The sequence below is a fragment of the Stackebrandtia nassauensis DSM 44728 genome (genome assembly GCF_000024545.1).
Classification (GTDB): domain Bacteria; phylum Actinomycetota; class Actinomycetes; order Mycobacteriales; family Micromonosporaceae; genus Stackebrandtia; species Stackebrandtia nassauensis.
The window spans coordinates 4,734,624-4,753,338 of sequence record NC_013947.1; the positions used below are offsets into that span (position 1 = coordinate 4,734,624).

Here is an 18,715-nt window from a genome sequence, read left to right on the forward strand (position 1 = left end):
GTGCTTTTCTCAGACGAATGCGGAGCTCGACACGATGGCGACAGCCGAAGATTGCCGAAACGCCCTTGAGGCCTTCGCCGCGCAGATCGCGGCCAACAGCGACCAGGTGAAACGCAAGCTGACCTTCGAACGTCGGCTGGCCTGCGACATCACCGACCTCGGCATCGCCTTCCACGGACGGTTCCACGAGGGCAGGCTGGGCGGCATCACCGAAGGCGACGACCCCGGCGCCGAGATCCGGATGACCGTCGCCAGCGACGACCTGGTGGCACTCATCAACAACGAGCTCGACTTCGGCAAGGCCTTCGCCTCCGGCCGGGTCAAGATCAAGGCCAGCATCATGGACCTGTTGAAGCTCAAAGGGATGCTCTAGAACCCCAGCCGCGCCAGTGCCCGGGCCGCCGACTCCCCGTCGGCGACCGGCGTTCCCGCCACCCCGGCGTCGCGATCCCGCGACCACCAGGCGGCCTGCGCCAGGGCTCGCAGCGCGTCCAGGGCGTCGCCGTCCCCGGCCAGCCGCGACTTGCCGTCCGTGACGCTGACACTCCAGTCCCGGCAGCGAAACCGTGTCGGCTCGCCCGCCTCGACGCGCACCGGCGGGTGCGGCTCGTTGATCCCGGCCACCGTCCACGCCAGGAACTGCGGCCGCCCCTGCGGCGGCAACTCCAGCACCTCCGGGGCCGAGATCGAACCGCTCAACACCAGCAGGCCCGGCAGGCCCGCGGCGTGGGCACCAGCGATGTCGGTGTCCCAACGGTCGCCGACCATGATCGCGTCCCGGCCAGGATGGGCGGCCACGGCCTGCCGCAGCATCGCCGGAGCGGGTTTACCGGCCACCGCGTCCGGCTGCCGCCCCAGGGCGGTGCCCACCGCCGCCACCAGGGTTCCGTTGCCCGGCAACGGCCCCAGCGGCGACGGCATCGTCTTGTCGGTGTTGGAGGCCAGCCACCACGCGCCCTCGCGCACCGCGACCACCGCCTCGGCCAGCCGCTGCCAGGTCACCGTGCGCCCATAACCCTGCACCACGGCGGCGACCTTGCGGCCGTTCGCGGACTCCACCGGCGTCAGACCCGCCTCGGCGACCTCCTCGGCCAGCGCCTCCGACCCGACCACCAGCACCCGGCTGCCAGGCTCACAGTGCTCGGCCAACAGCGCAGCGGCGACCTGGGCCGAAGTGCGCACCTCGGCCACCGACGCCTCGACGCCCTTGGCCGACAACAGCTCCGCGACCTCCGCGGCCCGGCGGGAAGCGTTGTTGGTCACGAACACCGGAACCGCCCCGGCCCGCCGCAACTCCCGCAACGCCCCCGGCACCCCGTCGATGGGTTCACCCAACAGGTAGACCACACCGTCGAGGTCCAGCAGCACCAGACCGTAGCGTCGGCTCAGCGGCAGCGACTCGCCCCACAACCGACCGTCGTCGAGCGAGCCGCCCCGCGGGCCTTTCGTCATGACTCTTCCCGGACGACGTCCTCATCGGTCTCGTCGGGTTCGGCCAGCCACGCCACACCGTCCAACTCCAGCAGCCGTTCGGCCACCCCCAGCGGGTCGGTCTCGTCGCGCTCCAGCACCTTGGTGAACCAGGCCCGGGCGTCGTCGATCCGGCCCTCCCGGGCCAGCGCGTCGGCGTAGGCGTACCGCAACCGCTGCCGCCACGGCTCCGACCCGGCGGCGTTGAGCTCCGGCACCTGCAACATCGCCAGCCCCGCCGCGCCGTGCCCCATATCGGCACGAGCACCGGCGGCCACGATCAACAGCTCGATCCGCACATCGATCTCGATGTCGGCGTCCCCGAGCTCGCGGTAGGCGTCAACGGCCCGTTCCGGACGGCCGAGCGCCCGCTCCGCGTCCGCGATCACCGCGACGTGGCTTCGGGTACCCGTCAACCGCTGCGCGGTCCGCAGCTCGCTGATCGCGGTCTGCCACTCGCCCGCGTAATACGCGGCCACACCCGTGGCCTCACGCACCACAGCGATCCGCGACGCCAACTTCCGCGCCACCATCGCGTGCGCCAACGCCTCCTCGGGATCCTCGTCGATGAGCCGCCCGGCGACAATCAGCCGCCGCCCGACCATCTCCGCCAGCCCCTTGGGCAGCGACCGCAAACCCGCACGGGTCTCGCGGTCCAAGTCGTAGTAGTCGACATCGTCGGGAAGCTCGGGCTCCCCGTCGGGACGACGCTCCTCGTCACGGTCCTCGTCACGGTCCTCGTCACGGTCCTCGTCACGGTCCTCGTCACGGTCCTCGTCACGGTCCTCGTCACGGTCCTCGCCACGGTCCTCGCCATCGGCCTGGTCCGCCTCCGCCGACTCGGCCCGATCCTCATCGGCCTCGTCCCGGTCACCGGACTCCTCGTCCGCCTCCGGGTCGACCTCCGACGCGTCCACCGGCCGGTCCTGCTCAGCGATCTCACGCACCAGCTCGTGCGCGACCTCACCGGTCGGCAGCTCCGCAGCGGGCTCGGCCAAACCGGCCGCGCCCTCACCATCGGTACGGCCGTCGGACTCGCTCGCGGTCACGTCGGCATCCGCGTCGACGTCGTCCACGATCTCGACCGTGTCGCGTTGCGTCGACGGCGATTCCAGCAGATCCTGGTCGGCCGACACGGCCTCCACACCGGTGTCCGGCTGATCCGTCGTCACGTCCTCGAAGTCACGCGCGGGCTCGTCACGTTCCCGGAAACCACCACGGTCCCGGTCATCACGATCGCGGAACCCACCACCACGACTGTCGTCCCTGTCGCGGAAGCCGCCGCCTCGGCGATCATCACGGTCGCGGAAACCGCCACCACGACGGTCATCGCGGTCCTTGAAGCCACCACGGTCGTCGCGGCCACGGAAGCCACCGCCCTGGCGGTCACGGTCCCCACGGAACCCACCGCCTTGACGGTCATCACGTCCTCTAAAGCCGCCACCCTGACGGTCATCGCGGCCACGGAACCCGCCCTGGCCACGGTCGTCGCGTCGGTCCCCGCGGAATCCGCCACGGTCGTCTCGGCCCTTGAAGCCGCCGCCCTGGCGGTCATCCCGTCCACGGAATCCGCCGCCCTGACGGTCGTCACGTCCCCTGAAACCGCCACCCTGGCGATCATCGCGGCCTCTAAAGCCACCACCTTGACGGTCATCGCGGCCACGGAACCCGCCACCCTGGCGATCATCCCGACCCCGGAAGCCCCCACGATCATCGCGACCACGGAAACCACCCGACGGACGGTCACCACGGTCATCACGGCGCGGGCCGTCCCGGTTGTCGCGGAAGCCGCCGCCTTGACGGTCATCGCGTCCCCTGAAGCCACCGCCCTGGCGGTCGTCACGGCCCCTGAAACCGCCACCCTGGCGATCGTCACGTCCTCTAAAGCCACCGCCCTGACGGTCATCACGCCCGCGGAAACCCCCACGATCACGGTCACCACCCCGGAACCCGCCACCCTGACGGTCATCACGACCCCTAAAGCCACCGCCTTGGCGGTCATCACGACGGTCACCGCCGCGGAAACCTCCACGGTCGTCACGACCCTTGAAACCGCCACCCTGGCGGTCACGATCCCCACGGAAGCCACCACCACGGCGGTCATCACGATCCCGGGAACCCCTGAAACCCCCACGATCCCGGTTATCGCGGAACCCACCGCGATCATCGCCACGACCACCCCGGTCGTCACGACGGTAACCGCCCTTGTCCCTGCTGTCCTCGCGGCGGCCATGCGAATCGTCGCGCGACCTCTCCGGCCGATCGGAATTCGATTCCGCCATGACGCTCAATCCTCTCCTGCCGCCACGAGATACTTCCGGCGGACCGCTGTGAAATTTCAGTGTTGACACAACTAAAGGTCGGCCTCGGCCGACCTTCGCTGGCTAAATCGTCTTACCCAAGTACCTGTCAAGGGTAACGCACGTTCAAAAAACAAAGACAGGCGCCGTAACCTTCGGAAAATCGAAGGCTACGGCGCCTGTTTACGTTAAGTCCGGCGGTGTCCTAGTTTCCCGCTCCGTGTCCAGAGCAGTATCATCGGCGCGGGGAGGCTTAACTACCAGGTTCGGGATGGAACTGGGTGTTTCCCTCCTGCAAAAAACCACCGGCACAACTTTGCAAGTAGCAGTCTGGGTCGCGTCTGCCTGGTTGTGGCTGCGCGGTTCCCGGCTCACGGTCGAGTGTGGGCCGGTTATGTCCCGGGCTACTTGGAGTCCGTTATGGAGTTAGAGGTTTGTTGTTTGGGATTCGTATAGTGGGTGCTTCGCGTCTGTGTGTGTCTCAGCGTGGAGAGTGTTGTTAAGTGGTCGGCTTGTTAGTACCAGTCAACTGAACACATTGCTGTGCTTACATTTCTGGCCTATCAACCCAGTCGTCTGGCTGGGAGCCTTCACACGCTAGGTGATGGAGACTTTATCTTGAAGTCGGTTTCCCGCTTAGATGCTTTCAGCGGTTATCCGTTCCGAACGTAGCTAACCAGCCGTGCACCTGGCGGTACAACTGGCACACCAGAGGTTCGTCCGTCCCGGTCCTCTCGTACTAGGGACAGGTCTTCTCAAGTTTCCTGCGCGCGCGGCGGATAGGGACCGAACTGTCTCACGACGTTCTAAACCCAGCTCGCGTGCCGCTTTAATGGGCGAACAGCCCAACCCTTGGGACCTGCTTCGGCCCCAGGATGCGACGAGCCGACATCGAGGTGCCAAACCATCCCGTCGATATGGACTCTTGGGGAAGATCAGCCTGTTATCCCCGGGGTACCTTTTATCCGTTGAGCAACACCGCTTCCACTTGCCGGTGCTGGATCACTAGTCCCTGCTTTCGCATCTGCTTGACCCGTCGGTCTCACAGTTAAGCTTCCTTGTGCACTTGCACTCGACACCTGATTGCCAACCAGGCTGAGGAAACCTTTGGGCGCCTCCGTTACTTTTTGGGAGGCAACCGCCCCAGTTAAACTACCCACCAGGCACTGTCCCTCGACCGGATAACGGTCGCAGGTTAGATACTCCAAACAATCAGAGTGGTATTTCAACAACGCCTCCCCATGAACTAGCGTCCACGGTTCACTGGCTCCCACCTATCCTACACAAACTGTCCAAAGCATCAATACCAAGCTGTAGTAAAGGTCCCGGGGTCTTTCCGTCCTGCCGCGCGTAACGAGCATCTTTACTCGTACTGCAATTTCGCCGGGCCTGTGGTTGAGACAGTGGGGAAGTCGTTACGCCATTCGTGCAGGTCGGAACTTACCCGACAAGGAATTTCGCTACCTTAGGATGGTTATAGTTACCACCGCCGTTTACTGGCGCTTAAATTCTCCGCTTCACCCTTACGGGTTAACGGGTCCTCTTAACGTTCCAGCACCGGGCAGGCGTCAGTCCATATACATCGAATTACTTCTTCGCATGGACCTGTGTTTTTAGTAAACAGTCGCTTCCCCCTGGTTTCTGCGACCACCCCCAGCTCCTGGAGTAAATCCATTCACCGAGTGTGGTCCCCCTTCTTCCGAAGTTACGGGGGCAATTTGCCGAGTTCCTTAACCACAGTTCACCCGATCGCCTTAGTATTCTCTACCTGACTACCTGTGTCGGTTTGGGGTACGGGCCGCTCGATACATCGCTAGAGGCTTTTCTCGACAGCATGGGATCACCGACTTACACCTTCATTCAGGCTACCCGTCACATCTCACCCTCGTGTGGTACGGATTTGCCTATACCACGGGCTACATGCTTGGCCCGGCACTACCAGTCACCGGGACCGGCTACCCTCCTGTGTCACCCCATCGCTTGACTACTACCAGGCGGGGTCCCAGCCGCCCCACACACTCACCGGCCCGAAGGCCAATGTCGCGGTGGTTTGGGTGGTTAGCACACACAAGATTCATCATGGTCGTATCTTCGCGGGTACGGGAATATCAACCCGTTGTCCATCGACTACGCCTTTCGGCCTCGCCTTAGGTCCCGACTTACCCAGGGCGGATTAGCCTGCCCCTGGAACCCTTAGTCATCCGGCGGCAGGGTTTCTCACCCTGCTTTCGCTACTCATGCCTGCATTCTCACTCCCGCCACCTCCACAACTCGCTTCCGCGGCTGCTTCTATGGTGACAGGACGCTCCCCTACCCACCCACACACCTAGACACGCCACCGTAATGGCGAGCCGGGTTATTGTGTGAGTGTCACAGCTTCGGCGGTGTACTTCAGCCCCGCTACATTGTCGGCGCGAAACCACTTGACCAGTGAGCTATTACGCACTCTTTCAAGGGTGGCTGCTTCTAAGCCAACCTCCTGGTTGTCTACGCGATGACACATCCTTTTCCACTCAGTACACGCTTAGGGGCCTTAGCTGGTGATCTGGGCTGTTTCCCTTTCGACTACGAAGCTTATCCCCCGCAGTCTCACTGCCGCGCTATTAGCCTTACCGGCATTCGGAGTTTGGCTGACTTCAGTAAGCTTGTCGGCCCCCTAGGCCAACCAGTGCTCTACCTCCGGCAAGAAACACGCGACGCTGCACCTAAATGCATTTCGGGGAGAACCAGCTATCACGAAGTTTGATTGGCCTTTCACCCCTACCCACACCTCATCCCCCAGCTTTTCAACGCTGGTGGGTTCGGGCCTCCACGACCTCTTACAGCCGCTTCACCCTGGACATGGGTAGATCACTTCGCTTCGGGTCTAGGACACGCGACTCAATTCGCCCTATTCAGACTCGCTTTCGCTACGGCTACCCCACACGGGTTAACCTCGCCACGCACCACTAACTCGCAGGCTCATTCTTCAAAAGGCACGCCATCACCCACCGCAGGTAAACCCACGCGTAGGCTTTGACGGATTGCAAGCACATGGTTTCAGGTACTATTTCACTCCCCTCCCGGGGTACTTTTCACCATTCCCTCACGGTACTAAATCCGCTATCGGTCACCAGAAAGTATTTAGGCTTACCAGGTGGTCCTGGCAGATTCACAACAGATTCCACGAGTCTGATGCTACTCGGGTGCCCACTAAGGCAGGTGCCATGTTTTCGGTTACCGGACTATCACCGTTTACCGTTCCGCTTTCCAACGGATTCACCTAACACGACACTTTCTTACTACCCTCTCCATCGGCAGATAGAGAAAAGTGGGTCCCACAACCCCGCACACGCAACCCCTGCCGGGTATCACACGATGCACGGTTTAGCCTCTTGCGCGTTCGCTCGCCACTACTAACACAATCACGGTTGTTTTCTCTTCCTACGGGTACTGAGATGTTTCACTTCCCCGCGTTCCCTCCACACGCCCTATACATTCAGGCGCGGGTAACACCACATAAATGATGCTGGGTTTCCCCATTCGGACATCCTGGGATCACAGCTTTGTTGACAACTCCCCCAGGCTTAACGCAGCCTCACACGTCCTTCATCGGCTTCTGGTACCAAGGCATCCACCATGTGCCCTACACAACTTAACACAACACAAGCAACCTCAACGGTCGCTCAAAACACTAAGACACAAACACAACCAACAAGGACACAAACCAAAGGCTTGGGCCCGGCGATGTCGGTTGTGCGATTAGATGCTCGCACCCACTATACAAATCTCAAACAACACACCAGCTGGCCTGTTTCCTCGCTACCAGCGAGAACTCAACCAGCCACTGAAAACTCAGCGCCCGGACCAGGAAACTCCTGACCGGAGGTCTGTTTTTTCAGGACCTAACAGGGTGTCTTGTGATCCACGAAAGTTCGCGGGAAAGTCAATGTGTTGCACATTTACCAGGTGTATTTAGAAACCCCGTAGGGTTTCTAGCTGGTTGTGCTCCTTAGAAAGGAGGTGATCCAGCCGCACCTTCCGGTACGGCTACCTTGTTACGACTTCGTCCCAATCGCCAGCCCCACCTTCGACCGCTCCATCCCACGAGGGGTTAGGCCACGGGCTTCGGGTGTTGCCGACTTTCATGACGTGACGGGCGGTGTGTACAAGGCCCGGGAACGTATTCACCGCAGCGTTGCTGATCTGCGATTACTAGCGACTCCGACTTCACCCAGTCGAGTTGCAGACTGGGATCCGAACTGAGACCGGCTTTACGAGATTCGCTCCACCTCACGGTATCGCAGCCCTCTGTACCGGCCATTGTAGCATGCGTGAAGCCCTGGACATAAGGGGCATGATGACTTGACCTCATCCCCACCTTCCTCCGAGTTGACCCCGGCAGTCTCCCATGAGTCCCCGCCATAACGCGCTGGCAACATAGGATAAGGGTTGCGCTCGTTGCGGGACTTAACCCAACATCTCACGACACGAGCTGACGACAGCCATGCACCACCTGTCACCCGATCCGAAGAGGCACCTGTCTCCAGGTGTTTCCGGGTGATGTCAAACCCAGGTAAGGTTCTTCGCGTTGCATCGAATTAATCCGCATGCTCCGCCGCTTGTGCGGGCCCCCGTCAATTCCTTTGAGTTTTAGCCTTGCGGCCGTACTCCCCAGGCGGGGCGCTTAATGCGTTAGCTACGGCACGGAACCAACAAATGTGACCCCACACCTAGCGCCCACCGTTTACAGCGTGGACTACCAGGGTATCTAATCCTGTTCGCTCCCCACGCTTTCGCTCCTCAGCGTCAGAACAAGCCCAGAGATCCGCCTTCGCCACCGGTGTTCCTCCACATATCTGCGCATTTCACCGCTACACATGGAATTCCGATCTCCCCTACTTGCCTCAAGCCTGCCCGTATCCACCGCAAAACCAGAGTTAAGCCCTGATCTTTCACGACAGACGTGACAAGCCGCCTACGAGCCCTTTACGCCCAATAAATCCGGACAACGCTTGCTCCCTACGTCTTACCGCGGCTGCTGGCACGTAGTTAGCCGGAGCTTCTTCTGCAGGTACCGTCATTTTCACTTCGTCCCTACCGAAAGAGGTTTACAACCCGAAGGCCGTCATCCCTCACGCGGCGTCGCTGCGTCAGGCTTTCGCCCATTGCGCAATATTCCCCACTGCTGCCTCCCGTAGGAGTCTGGGCCGTGTCTCAGTCCCAGTGTGGCCGGTCGCCCTCTCAGGCCGGCTACCCGTCAAAGCCTTGGTGAGCCATTACCCCACCAACAAGCTGATAGACCGCGAGCCCATCTTCAGCCGAAAAACTTTCCACACCCGTCTCATGCGAGAAGATGTCGTATCCGGTATTAGACCCCGTTTCCGAGGCTTATCCCAAAGCCAAAGGCAGATTACTCACGTGTTACTCACCCGTTCGCCACTCGAGTACCCCCGAAAGGGCCTTTCCGTTCGACTTGCATGTGTGAAGCACGCCGCCAGCGTTCGTCCTGAGCCAGGATCAAACTCTCCAACAAAAAACTCGCACCCCACCATCCCCTCAAAAAGAGGAAACAGCACATCGGGTGGCTGACTTCTTGCTGTAAAAGCATCCTGACCATATTCAAAAGAAATGATCAAGGAATCAAACAAAAGATTCAAACCTCAACACCACAACCACACGGTCGCGGCTTAACGAGGCCCACACACTGACCATCACAAAACACCCTGTTAAGTTCTCAAAAAACACACCCACACCAGCGAGAATCAATTATCTCAATCGATTTCTTCCGGTGAAGCGCAACCCGATCAATCTATCAGATCAGATTTTGGTCTTTTCGCGACCCCCTCCGCGTTTGGTTCGCGGTTGTGGGCGCAAAAAACTCTGATCTTCTGATCTCGGGGAGTTTTACCTGGGGCCGTCCCACCAGCCCGCTCTCGCGGTCTCGGTTCGTGTCCGGTGCCCCTCAGGCCCGGTAAACATTACACGCCTGTTTCCGCCTTGTCAACCGGGGGTGGGGTTTGCGGCCACCCCCGGTGTTGACGCAGGTCAGGACCGGGTTACTCCGGCAATGTTCTTCTTGCCGCGCCGCAGGACCGCGAAGCGGCCGTGCAGCAGTTCGACGTCGGCGAGCTTGGCGTCGACGTCGGTGATCCGGACGTTGTTGACGTAGGCGCCGCCGTCGGCGATCGCGCGCCGGGCTTCGGAAGTGCTCGCTGTGAGTCCGGTCTCCTTGAACAGCGCGGTGATCGGCGAGTCGTCGGTCGCGGTCACCAGTCCGGCCTCCGACAGGGCGGATTCCAGAGTGGAGGGCGCGAGTTCCGACAGTTCGCCCCGGCCGAACAGGGCCTTGCTGGCCGCGATCACCTGGGCGCATTCGGTTTCACCGTGCAGCAGGGTGGTGAGTTCCTCGGCCAGGGCGCGTTGCGCGGCCCGCGCGGCGGGTTTCTCGGCGGTCGCCTTGTCGAGCTCCAGGATCTCGTCGTGGGACTTGAAACTGAAGCGGCGCAGGTAGGTCCCGATGTCGCGGTCGTCGACGTTGACCCAGAACTGGTAGAACGCGTAGGGCGTGGTCAGTTCGGGGTCGAGCCATACTGCTCCGCCCTCGGTCTTGCCGAACTTGGTGCCGTCGGCCTTGGTCACCAGCGGGGTGACGAAGGCGTGCACGGGTCCGGATCCCTTGCGGCGGATGAAGTCGACCCCGGCGGTGATGTTGCCCCACTGGTCCGAGCCTCCGAATTGGACGCTACAGCCGTACTCCTGGTGGAGGTTGTAGTAGTCGTTGGCCTGGATGAGCTGGTAGGCGAACTCGGTGAAGCTGATGCCGCTCTCCAGCCGGGCCTTGACGACGTCGCGGGCCAGCATCTTGTTGACCGGGAAGTGTTTGCCGACGTCGCGCAGGAAGTCGATCGCGTTCATCCTGCCGGTCCAGTCGAGGTTGTTGACCAGGACGGCGGCGTTGTCGCCGTCGTAGGTGACGAAGGGCCGCATCTGTTCGCGGATGCGGTCCAGGTATCCGGCCACGACTTCGGGCGAGTTCATGACCCGTTCGCCACTCTCCTTGGGGTCGCCGATCTGGCCGGTGGCGCCGCCGACGAGCAGCAGTGGCCGGTGTCCGGCGAGCTGGAGCCTGCGGGCGGTCAGCACCTGGGTGAAATGGCCGACGTGCAGACTGGCGGCGGTGGGGTCGAAGCCCACATAGAACCGCACCGGACCCGCTTCGAAGTGCGCGCGCAGCGCGTCGGAGTCGGTCGCGTCCTGGATGAGGCCCCGCCATTGCAGGTCGTCGAAAATGTTCACGTCGGTAATTGTGACGTATCCGCCCCGGTGGCCCGCGACCGGTTTTTGCCGGTGCGCTTCTTGGGGACGTGGCGGCGGTAGGGGCTGACGGACGGGTCGTCGGCGATCCAGAACCGCCAGGGAACGTCGGCGGCGCTGGAGACTCCGACGCGGGGTCCGGAGCGGATCTCCCCCACGGGCTGGGTGCCGGGGGTGAGGTCGATGGGGCCGCCGCCGAGCAGCGGGGTGCCGTCGTGGCGGCGGTCGACGTCGAGGGTCATGGTGAGGCGGGCGGGGCCGCGGGCGAGGTCGTGGTCGCGCATCGGGCCGCGGCGGTCGCGGGCGGTGTCGAGGCCGTCGACGACGGCTCCAGCGCGCAGCAGTACTCCGCCGCCGATGCCTTCGGGGTAGCACACGACGTTGAGGCAGTAGTGCATCCCGTAGATGAAGTACACGTAGGCGTGGCCGGGTGGGCCGAACTGGCTGGCGTTGCGCGCGGTCGGTCCCTTGTGGGCGTGGGAGGCGGGGTCGAGGCCCTCGCCGGAGTACGCCTCGACCTCGGTGACGCGCACGGTGACGCCGCCGTGGCTGACGTGGCAGCCCAACAGGCCGGGGGCGGCCTCGTCGACGGGGCCCTGGAGCAGGTCGCGCAGTTGGCGTGGGGTCATGACGCGGGCATACCCGGCTGGTCGAGTCCGGATTCGACGATCTTGCGCAGCCGGGCGGCGGCGGAGGTCTTGGCGGCTTGTTTTCCGGCGCCTGTTCCGGTGGCGCTCAAGGGTTCGCCGGTGTCGCCGGTGGCGGTGACGGTGCAGGTGAAGGTGGGTTGGTGTGGTGGGCCGTCGCTGTCGTAGTCCCAGGCCAGTTCGGTGATGACGCCGGTCTGGGCGTATTCGTTGAGGGCCATGACGGGGTTGCGGTCGGCGGGCACGGGTTCGCGGGTGCTGGGTCGCGCGGGCGACGGTTCGGGGGTGTCGATGTCGTGGGACAGGTCGTCGAGTCCGGCCAGCTGGGCGATGAGGCCCAGCGCTGCCTGCGCCTTGGAGTCTTTTTTGGACAGTTGGGTGCGACGGGGCGAGGTGTGCCGGGTGGGACCGAGTTCGAGCCGCAGCCGGGCGGTGAAGGCGGGGCGGTGCGCCGAGCCGACCGCGGTCAGGTCCCAGATCAGGTTGGCGTCGCCGACCGGGCCGCCCAGTTCCGCCTGGGCGTACATGTTGACGACGGTGAGGGCCTTGTTGGGTTCGGCGGCCAGGTCGTGGTTGATCTGGTCGCGCAGCGGCTGCCAGCTGTCGCCCCGGCCGCGGAACACGATCTCGCAGGCGTCGCGCAGCGACAGTGTTCCGGTGCGGTAGCGGCGCGCGGCCTCGGTGGCCAGTGCGGGCGGCGGGGTCTCGTGGCCGAGGGCCAGGTGCAGGACCTTGCTGAACTGCTGCGGCTCCAGCGCGGTGAACTCGGCCTCGTCGAGCTGGTCGCGGACCACCTTGCGGGCGGCCTGTTTGTGGCGTTCGGCGCGGCGTTCGCGTTCGGCCTGGATGCCCTGGTTGAGTTCGGCGCCGAGTTCGTCGAGGCTGTCGTGGTCGTAGGGGCTGGGAGCGCCGTCGACGGCGGCCAGCAGGATGCGCTGGTTGACCAGGTCGGGGTAGCGGCGCAGCGGGCTGGTGGTGTGGGCGTACGCGGGCAGGTTGAGTCCATAGTGCCCGAACACGGCGGGTTCGTAGGTGGCGGGACGCTGCACGAAGCCGAGCCGGTCGCGCAGGGTCTCGTATCCGGCGGCGTCGCCGCGGGCTTCGGTGGCGGCCAGTTCGGCGGCCAGTTCCTCCCGGGAGCCGCCCACCGTCGCCTGCCGGTGGTTGCGGAACAGGATCGGCAGGTCGCGTTCGGCGCACCAGCGGGCGATCGCGGCGTTGGCGGCGATCATGAGCTCCTGGACGATGATGTAGCCGGGGTGACGTTGGTTGTCCCCCAACCGGACCAGCTGCCCCTCCTCGTTGGTGGCGTAACCCTTGAACAGGTCGTACAGGGCCAGGGCACCGGCGTTCTGGCGGCGGCGCAGCAGCGTGGTGGCCAGGGCGTGCGCGTGGCTGAGCGTCTCGTGGAATCCGGCGGTGGGGTCGTCGAGGATGTCCGAGGCGGTCGCGTAGCTGATGGCGGTGGCCTCGCGCAGCAGGCCGTGGCCGACGCCGGTGTCGAACAGTTCCCCGCCGGGGCTGAATCGCATCGCGACCATGACGGTCGGCTGGACGCGGCCGGGGGTGAGGGTGGCGGCGCGTTCGACGTCGCGGGGCAGCATGCCGATGGTGCGGTCGGGCAGGTATCGGGTGTGGATGCGGCGGCGGGCCTCGACGTCGCCGGGGCTGCCCGGCGGCAGCTGAAGCGACACCGGCGCGATGTGGACCCAGACGTCGTAACCGGCCTCGTCACGTCGCACCCAGATCGCGTCGTCGCGGTCTTCGGTGTCGGGCGCGTCGATCATGATGCCCCGGTGAGCGTGGGTCACCGGGTCACCGGGCTCGGTCATGGGTCCCTCCCTTCGGTACGGCCGTCGCGTTACGACTTTATGGCACCTGGTGGGGAAAGTGACGTGGTGGCGAAACTGGCACGAAATTGGTTAGCCAAATTCACATGCGTCACTCACACTTCTTCAGCGACACGACTTCCGTGATGGCCATACAGGAAGGAGAGGTGGTCATGTCATTTCAGGAGCTCGACGGTAACGGCGCACCGATCCGGCTGTGGGCCGACCCGGCGTCGATAGAGGAGCAGGCACTGGCGCAGCTGCGCAACGTCGCGGCGCTGCCGTGGGTGTCGGGCGTGGCGGTCATGCCGGACGTCCACTATGGCAAGGGCGCGACGGTGGGTTCGGTCATCGCGATGCGCGGGGCGGTCTCGCCCGCGGCGGTGGGCGTCGACATCGGATGCGGGATGACGGCGCAGCGGACCTCGCTGACGGCCGAGGACCTGCCCGAGGACCTGTCACGGCTGCGCGGCGCCATCGAGAAGGCGATTCCGGTGGGGCGCGGCATGCACAAGCGCTCGGTGGACGTCGACCATCTGAAGACGGGTTTCCGGGGCTGGCACCGGTTCTGGGGCGAGTTCGACGAGCTGGCCAAGCCGGTGGCGCGGTCGCTCAAGGGCCGGTCGATGCAGCAGCTGGGGACGCTCGGCGGCGGGAATCACTTCATCGAAGTTTGCCTGTCTGACGATGGGCAGGTGTGGCTGATGCTGCACTCGGGTTCGCGCAACGTCGGCAACAAGCTGGCCGAGTTCCACATCGAGAAGGCCAAGGCGCTGCCGCACAACGCCGACCTGCCGGATCCGGACCTGGCCGTGTTCGTCAACGACACGCCCACTATGGACGCGTATCGGCGGGACCTGTTCTGGGCGCAGGAGTACGCGCGCCGCAACCGGGCCGTCATGATGGCGCTGCTGCGCGAGGTCGTCCGCAAGAAGTTCAAGAAGGTGAGCTTCGACGAGGAGATCTCCTGCCACCACAACTACGTGGCCGAGGAGGTCCACGACGGGCACGAGGTGCTGGTGACCCGCAAGGGCGCCATTCACGCCGGAGCCGGACGGATGGGCATCATCCCGGGGTCGATGGGCGCCTCGTCGTTCATCGTGCGCGGGCTGGGCAACGCCGACGCCTTCGAGTCGGCCTCGCACGGCGCCGGACGTCGGATGAGCCGCAACCAGGCGCGGAAGCGGTTCACCGCCGAGGACCTGGTCGCGCAGACCGCGGGCGTCGAGTGCCGCAAGGACTCCGGGGTGGTCGACGAGATCCCCAGCGCCTACAAGGACATCGACGAGGTCATCGCGGCCCAGTCGGATCTGGTCGAGGTGACCGCACGGCTCAAGCAGGTCATCTGCGTGAAGGGCTAGAACGCGCCAGGACCGTGGCCGAGGTCGGCCACGGTCCTGGCGTTTGTTCGGGCTGCGGCCGAATGTGGACGTTCTATGAACCCGTCTGCGAGGGTGCGCTTCAGAGACATACCCCCAATGGCTCAAGGAGCGACCTTCCATGTGGAAACGATCACGACGCACCCGGTGGCTGCTGGCGGCCACCGCGACGGGTGCCGTGCTGGCGGCCGGGGTGGCGAGTCTGCCCGCCCTGGCCGACGACGGCACCCGCACAGTCAACTACCACGGCTACGAGGTGGACGTCCCGGACTCGTGGCGGGTGGTGGATCTGGACGCCGAACCCGGCACCTGCGTCCGGTTCGACAAGCCCACCGTGTACCTGGGCACGCCCGGTGAGAACTCCGACTGTCCGGCCAACATCGAGGCGGGCCGCACCGCCGGGCTCGTGATCTCGAAGCTGGACGCGAAGTCGGCCGCCGTTGCCACCGGTGACACCGCTCGGGTGAGCGCCGAGTCCGGTGCGGCCAAGGCGAAGTCGGTCAACGACCGGATTCAGCTGGCCGTCGAGGACGCCGGGGTGCTGGTGTCGGCCGCGCACAACGGCACGACCGAGGACCGGGTGCGCGAGGTGCTCGACTCGGCGCGGCTGACCGAGGGTGCGAAGGCGGCGAAGCTGTCGTCCTTCGACACCGGAGCCGCGAAGGCGAAGGCCGACCCGATCGTGGCGCCGGGAACGTTGAACGACAAGGCGTTCGACCAGTGCACCGCCCCGGGACAGGGCGCCATGGACGCGTGGAAGTCGGCGTCGCCGTACAAGGCCGTGGGCATCTACACCAGTGGCGTGAACCGGGCCTGCGGCCAGGCCAACCTGACGCCGGAGTGGGTCGCGGCGCAGAACGCCAACGGCTGGCAGTTCATCATCATCCACCACGGTCTCGAGGCGCCGTGCAACCCGCGTTACACCGAGGTGTTCTCCGAGGACCCGGCGACCGCGCGGCAGCAGGGCAAGGACGAGGCCGCCGGTGCCATCGAGGCGGCCACGGCGCTGGGCTTCGGTGCCGGTAGCGCCATCTACGTGGACATCGAGGCCTACGACGGCTGCACCGACCCGGTGATGGCGTTCGTGTCCGGTTGGGCCGAGGGCCTGCGTGAGGGCGGCTGGCTGTCGGGCATGTACTCCTCGGGTGGTTCCGGGGTCGCCGACCTGTGCGCCAACTACAACAACGACCAGTACGTGATGCCCGACCACCTGTGGTTCGCGTGGTGGAACGACCAGGCCGACACCGATTCGGGGCAGTACTGCTCCAACGACTACTTCACCGGTGGCCGCCGGATTCACCAGTACTCCGGCGATGTCACCGAGACCCACGGTGGGGTCACGATCGCCATCGACCGCAACTTCATGGACGTCAAGGCGCCCGCCTGAGCAGGACTCAACCGCCCGGCTCAAAGCCGGACGGCACCCGGTAGCGGGTGCCGTCCGGCTTTATTTGTGGTCTGTGTCGCACGTCGAAATAACGAGTCTTGGCTGGTTGTCATATAGGGCGTTAGCACTCTCGTGGGGAGAGTGCCAGACATCGAAAACTGGAGGAGGATTCTTCGATGCTCGTTCGTTACCGCCAACCGTGGTTCCTGTCCTCGCGGGTCAACAACGAATTCGACCGGCTCATCGCCGAGACCTTCGGCCGGGTGGAACCCGTGTTCACCCCGCCCGCCGACGTGTCGACGCAGGGCAATGACGTCGTCATCGCCCTCGATGTTCCGGGTGTGGCACCCGAGGACGTGGACGTCACGCTGGAAGGCCGGTTCCTGAAGATCACCGGCACGCGCGCCAGCGCGCAGGTGGCCGAGGGCGACCGTTACCTGGCCAGGGGCAGGTTCGAAGGCAGCTTCGCCCGCACCTACCGGGTCCCGGAGGGCACCACCCCCGAGCAGGTCAGCGCGACCGTCGACAACGGCCAGCTGATCGTGCGGGTAGCCGACGTCACCAAGCCGGAACCGCAGCCGCAGAAGATCGCGGTGACCAGGGCCGCCGAGTCACAGGCCCTGGAGTCCGGCGAGACCGAATAACCGAGTAACACCGACACGAAGAGGGTGACCCGCTGGGGCGGGTCACCCTCTTCGCTCGTTCACGCGTCTTTAGGTGGCGTCCTCGTCGTAGCGGCGCACCGGACGGTTGTCGGAGCCGCCGTCGGATTCGGCGATCTCGTCCACCAGGTCGTCGGAGTCGTCGACGGACTCGACCTCGCCGATGTCGGAGGGGCCGTCGTCGATGACGCTGGCCTCGTCGGGGTCGAGGGTGTCCCAGTCGGCGGTCTTGCGGTTGCGGCGCCGGTCGTTGATGAACGCGAAACCGACCGCGGCGAAGTACAGCATCACCATCGGGATGGCCAACGCGATCATGCCGAACGGGTCGGGGGTGGGGGTGACGATCGCGCAGAACAGGAACACCAGGAACGTCGCGATGCGCCACCAGCCCAGCAGGCGTTTGGCGCTGGCGATGCCGATGACGTTGAGCAGCACCACGACCAGCGGGAACTCGAAACCGGCACCGAACAGCAGCATCACGTTGGTGACGAAGTCGAAGTAGCCGGTCAGGTCGACGGTGAGCTTGTACTGGTTGCTGAGCGCCAGGAAGAACTGGAGGCTCTTGGAGATGACGAACCAACCCAGCGTCGCGCCCGCGAAGAACAGCGGCCCGGCCATGGCGGCGAAGTAGTACGTGTACTTGCGCTCGTGCTTGTGCAGGCCGGGAGCGATGAATGCCCACAGGTGGTACAGCCAGATCGGCGCCGACAGGATGATACCGGCGAACAGACCGATCTTCAGTCGCAGCAGGAAGTTGTCGAGCGGACCGACGACGTTGAAGTTGCAGCCGTCGTAACTGGCGGCCGAATGGCCCTTGTCGAGCCAGTTCTGCTTGTCCCAGTCGCAGTAGGGGGCGTTGATGAACTCCTGGATGATGTCGGCGAAGTACATGCCGACGAGGACACCGGCGACCAGCCCGAGGCAGGCCTTGAACAGCCGGGAACGCAAGTCCCGGAGGTGGTCCATCAGGCTCATCGAGCCGTCGGCCGCCGCCTGGAACTTGGTCTTCTTAGGCTTCTTGTTGCGTCGCAGTGAGAGGGCCATGGGGACGTCCGCGGAAGGCGAAACCTACGCCTTCTTCTTGTCCCGCAGGTCTTCCACTGCCGATGTCTCGCCCTCGATGGTCTTGTTCTCGAGCGGCTCACGCCCGTGCTTGGCCTCGGCCTTGTCGTCCGACTTCTCGTCGTCGTCACGGAGGTTCTTGGTCTCGGACTTCAAGATTCGCAGCGACTGGCCAAGTCCACGAGCCGCGCCCGGCAGCTTCTTGGCGCCGAACAGCAGCACAAGCACGACAACAAGGACGATGATGTGCCACGGCCTGACAGCACCCATGCTGACTCCTCCAGTAGTGACGGGACAGTAGGCCCCATCGTATGCCGGTGTGATTCGAACGGCCACGCGGGCGTGACCGGATCACGATGCGCGGCAAGCATGGCCCACGCACGCGGGCATCGTCAACCCTGTCGTGGGTAAAAGATGGCGATCTTAACGAAATCGTGTCGCGCCGCCGGTTGGGCGTTCACTTGCCCTGCTGCGGGATTCTGGCCTGCAGCCGCTCGATGTCGGCCTGCAGCTTCTCGGCCCGCTGGCCCAGCCGCTCCCCCGCCAGTTTGTGCTCGTCCAGGGTCGTCAACGCCATCTGCAGGTCCGTCATGCGGGAACGCACGGCAAGCCCGGCCACCGCGACGACGAGCACGCCGAAGCCCAGACCGATGAGCAGAATCAGCCACCACTGCATGTACAGC

13 protein-coding genes and 3 rRNA genes are annotated in these 18,715 nt (G+C 64.4%); 5 read left to right on the forward strand and 11 right to left on the reverse strand.

What is annotated here, in order from left to right; all coding sequences use genetic code 11:
• Nucleotides 1-34: 34 nt before the first annotated feature.
• Nucleotides 35-373, forward strand: coding sequence for an SCP2 sterol-binding domain-containing protein (locus SNAS_RS21910; RefSeq protein ID WP_013019658.1), 339 nt, complete (start codon nucleotides 35-37; stop codon nucleotides 371-373).
• On the opposite strand, the gene SNAS_RS21915 is transcribed toward SNAS_RS21910, so the two are convergent.
• Both SNAS_RS21915 and SNAS_RS36345 read right to left on the reverse strand, forming a co-directional pair.
• Nucleotides 370-1,452: an HAD-IIA family hydrolase gene (locus tag SNAS_RS21915; RefSeq protein WP_013019659.1), complete on the reverse strand. Its 1,083-nt coding sequence runs from the start codon at nucleotides 1,450-1,452 to the stop codon at nucleotides 370-372. The two genes, SNAS_RS21910 and SNAS_RS21915, sit on opposite strands and share 4 nt — an antisense overlap.
• Nucleotides 1,449-2,642, reverse strand: coding sequence for a tetratricopeptide repeat protein (locus tag SNAS_RS36345; RefSeq protein WP_052305089.1), 1,194 nt, complete (start codon nucleotides 2,640-2,642; stop codon nucleotides 1,449-1,451). The genes SNAS_RS21915 and SNAS_RS36345 overlap by 4 nt, the downstream gene beginning before the upstream one ends.
• Between SNAS_RS36345 and SNAS_RS36350 the strand changes: the two genes are divergently transcribed.
• Nucleotides 2,565-3,818 (forward strand): hypothetical protein, encoded by a 1,254-nt coding sequence (locus tag SNAS_RS36350; protein ID WP_013019661.1) that lies wholly within the window; start codon nucleotides 2,565-2,567, stop codon nucleotides 3,816-3,818. The genes SNAS_RS36345 and SNAS_RS36350 overlap by 78 nt on opposite strands.
• Nucleotides 3,819-3,962: 144 nt before the next feature.
• Here SNAS_RS36350 and rrf read toward each other — a convergent pair.
• The 6 genes from rrf to SNAS_RS21955 form a co-directional block, all read right to left on the reverse strand.
• A 5S ribosomal RNA gene (gene rrf, locus SNAS_RS21930) occupies nucleotides 3,963-4,080 on the reverse strand.
• A 185-nt stretch (nucleotides 4,081-4,265) separates the two neighbouring features.
• A 23S ribosomal RNA gene (locus tag SNAS_RS21935) occupies nucleotides 4,266-7,410 on the reverse strand.
• A 355-nt stretch (nucleotides 7,411-7,765) separates the two neighbouring features.
• A 16S ribosomal RNA gene (locus SNAS_RS21940) occupies nucleotides 7,766-9,285 on the reverse strand.
• Together the 16S, 23S and 5S rRNA genes form the textbook arrangement of a ribosomal RNA operon.
• 512 nt (nucleotides 9,286-9,797) lie before the next feature.
• Nucleotides 9,798-11,048, reverse strand: coding sequence for a tyrosine--tRNA ligase (gene tyrS / locus SNAS_RS21945; protein ID WP_013019662.1), 1,251 nt, complete (start codon nucleotides 11,046-11,048; stop codon nucleotides 9,798-9,800).
• A complete protein-coding gene (locus SNAS_RS21950) occupies nucleotides 11,045-11,695 on the reverse strand; it encodes a DNA-3-methyladenine glycosylase (RefSeq protein ID WP_013019663.1) in 651 nt (216 codons plus the stop codon). The genes tyrS and SNAS_RS21950 overlap by 4 nt, the downstream gene beginning before the upstream one ends.
• Nucleotides 11,692-13,545: an RNB domain-containing ribonuclease gene (locus tag SNAS_RS21955; RefSeq protein ID WP_013019664.1), complete on the reverse strand. Its 1,854-nt coding sequence runs from the start codon at nucleotides 13,543-13,545 to the stop codon at nucleotides 11,692-11,694. The genes SNAS_RS21950 and SNAS_RS21955 overlap by 4 nt, the downstream gene beginning before the upstream one ends.
• A gap of 170 nt (nucleotides 13,546-13,715) precedes the next feature.
• Here SNAS_RS21955 and SNAS_RS21960 point away from each other — a divergent pair, with 170 nt between their 5' ends.
• The 3 genes from SNAS_RS21960 (at nucleotide 13,716) to SNAS_RS21970 (ending at nucleotide 16,952) form a co-directional block, all read left to right on the forward strand.
• Nucleotides 13,716-14,903, forward strand: coding sequence for an RtcB family protein (locus SNAS_RS21960; RefSeq protein WP_013019665.1), 1,188 nt, complete (start codon nucleotides 13,716-13,718; stop codon nucleotides 14,901-14,903).
• A 139-nt stretch (nucleotides 14,904-15,042) separates the two neighbouring features.
• On the forward strand, nucleotides 15,043-16,308 hold the full coding sequence (locus tag SNAS_RS21965; RefSeq protein WP_013019666.1) for a DUF1906 domain-containing protein: 1,266 nt from the start codon (nucleotides 15,043-15,045) through the stop codon (nucleotides 16,306-16,308).
• A gap of 176 nt (nucleotides 16,309-16,484) precedes the next feature.
• The gene (locus tag SNAS_RS21970) at nucleotides 16,485-16,952 is read left to right on the forward strand and encodes an Hsp20/alpha crystallin family protein (protein WP_013019667.1); all 468 of its coding nucleotides are present in this window, start codon (nucleotides 16,485-16,487) and stop codon (nucleotides 16,950-16,952) included.
• Between the two features lie 69 nt (nucleotides 16,953-17,021).
• Here the strand turns inward: SNAS_RS21970 and tatC are convergent, their stop codons facing one another.
• From tatC to SNAS_RS21985, 3 genes are all read right to left on the reverse strand, one after another.
• Nucleotides 17,022-18,014 (reverse strand): twin-arginine translocase subunit TatC, encoded by a 993-nt coding sequence (gene tatC, locus SNAS_RS21975; RefSeq protein WP_013019668.1) that lies wholly within the window; start codon nucleotides 18,012-18,014, stop codon nucleotides 17,022-17,024.
• Nucleotides 18,015-18,038: 24 nt separating this feature from the next.
• Entirely contained in the window at nucleotides 18,039-18,302 is a 264-nt protein-coding gene (gene tatA, locus SNAS_RS21980) for a Sec-independent protein translocase subunit TatA (RefSeq protein ID WP_013019669.1), read from the reverse strand.
• A gap of 187 nt (nucleotides 18,303-18,489) precedes the next feature.
• Nucleotides 18,490-18,708, reverse strand: coding sequence for a hypothetical protein (locus SNAS_RS21985; protein ID WP_013019670.1), 219 nt, complete (start codon nucleotides 18,706-18,708; stop codon nucleotides 18,490-18,492).
• Between the last annotated feature and the right edge of the window lie 7 nt (nucleotides 18,709-18,715).

What these genes read in the sequence shown, in the direction of transcription:
- SNAS_RS21910 (WP_013019658.1), top strand. Translation starts at nt 35, where the DNA reads ATGGCGACAGCCGAAGATTGCCGAAACGCCCTTGAGGCCTTCGCCGCG.
- SNAS_RS21915 (WP_013019659.1), bottom strand. Translation starts at nt 1,452, where the DNA reads ATGACGAAAGGCCCGCGGGGCGGCTCGCTCGACGACGGTCGGTTGTGG.
- SNAS_RS21950 (WP_013019663.1), bottom strand. Translation starts at nt 11,695, where the DNA reads ATGACCCCACGCCAACTGCGCGACCTGCTCCAGGGCCCCGTCGACGAG.
- SNAS_RS21955 (WP_013019664.1), bottom strand. Translation starts at nt 13,545, where the DNA reads ATGACCGAGCCCGGTGACCCGGTGACCCACGCTCACCGGGGCATCATG.
- SNAS_RS21960 (WP_013019665.1), top strand. Translation starts at nt 13,716, where the DNA reads ATGTCATTTCAGGAGCTCGACGGTAACGGCGCACCGATCCGGCTGTGG.
- SNAS_RS21965 (WP_013019666.1), top strand. Translation starts at nt 15,043, where the DNA reads ATGTGGAAACGATCACGACGCACCCGGTGGCTGCTGGCGGCCACCGCG.
- SNAS_RS21970 (WP_013019667.1), top strand. Translation starts at nt 16,485, where the DNA reads ATGCTCGTTCGTTACCGCCAACCGTGGTTCCTGTCCTCGCGGGTCAAC.
- tatC (WP_013019668.1), bottom strand. Translation starts at nt 18,014, where the DNA reads ATGGCCCTCTCACTGCGACGCAACAAGAAGCCTAAGAAGACCAAGTTC.
- tatA (WP_013019669.1), bottom strand. Translation starts at nt 18,302, where the DNA reads ATGGGTGCTGTCAGGCCGTGGCACATCATCGTCCTTGTTGTCGTGCTT.
- SNAS_RS21985 (WP_013019670.1), bottom strand. Translation starts at nt 18,708, where the DNA reads ATGCAGTGGTGGCTGATTCTGCTCATCGGTCTGGGCTTCGGCGTGCTC.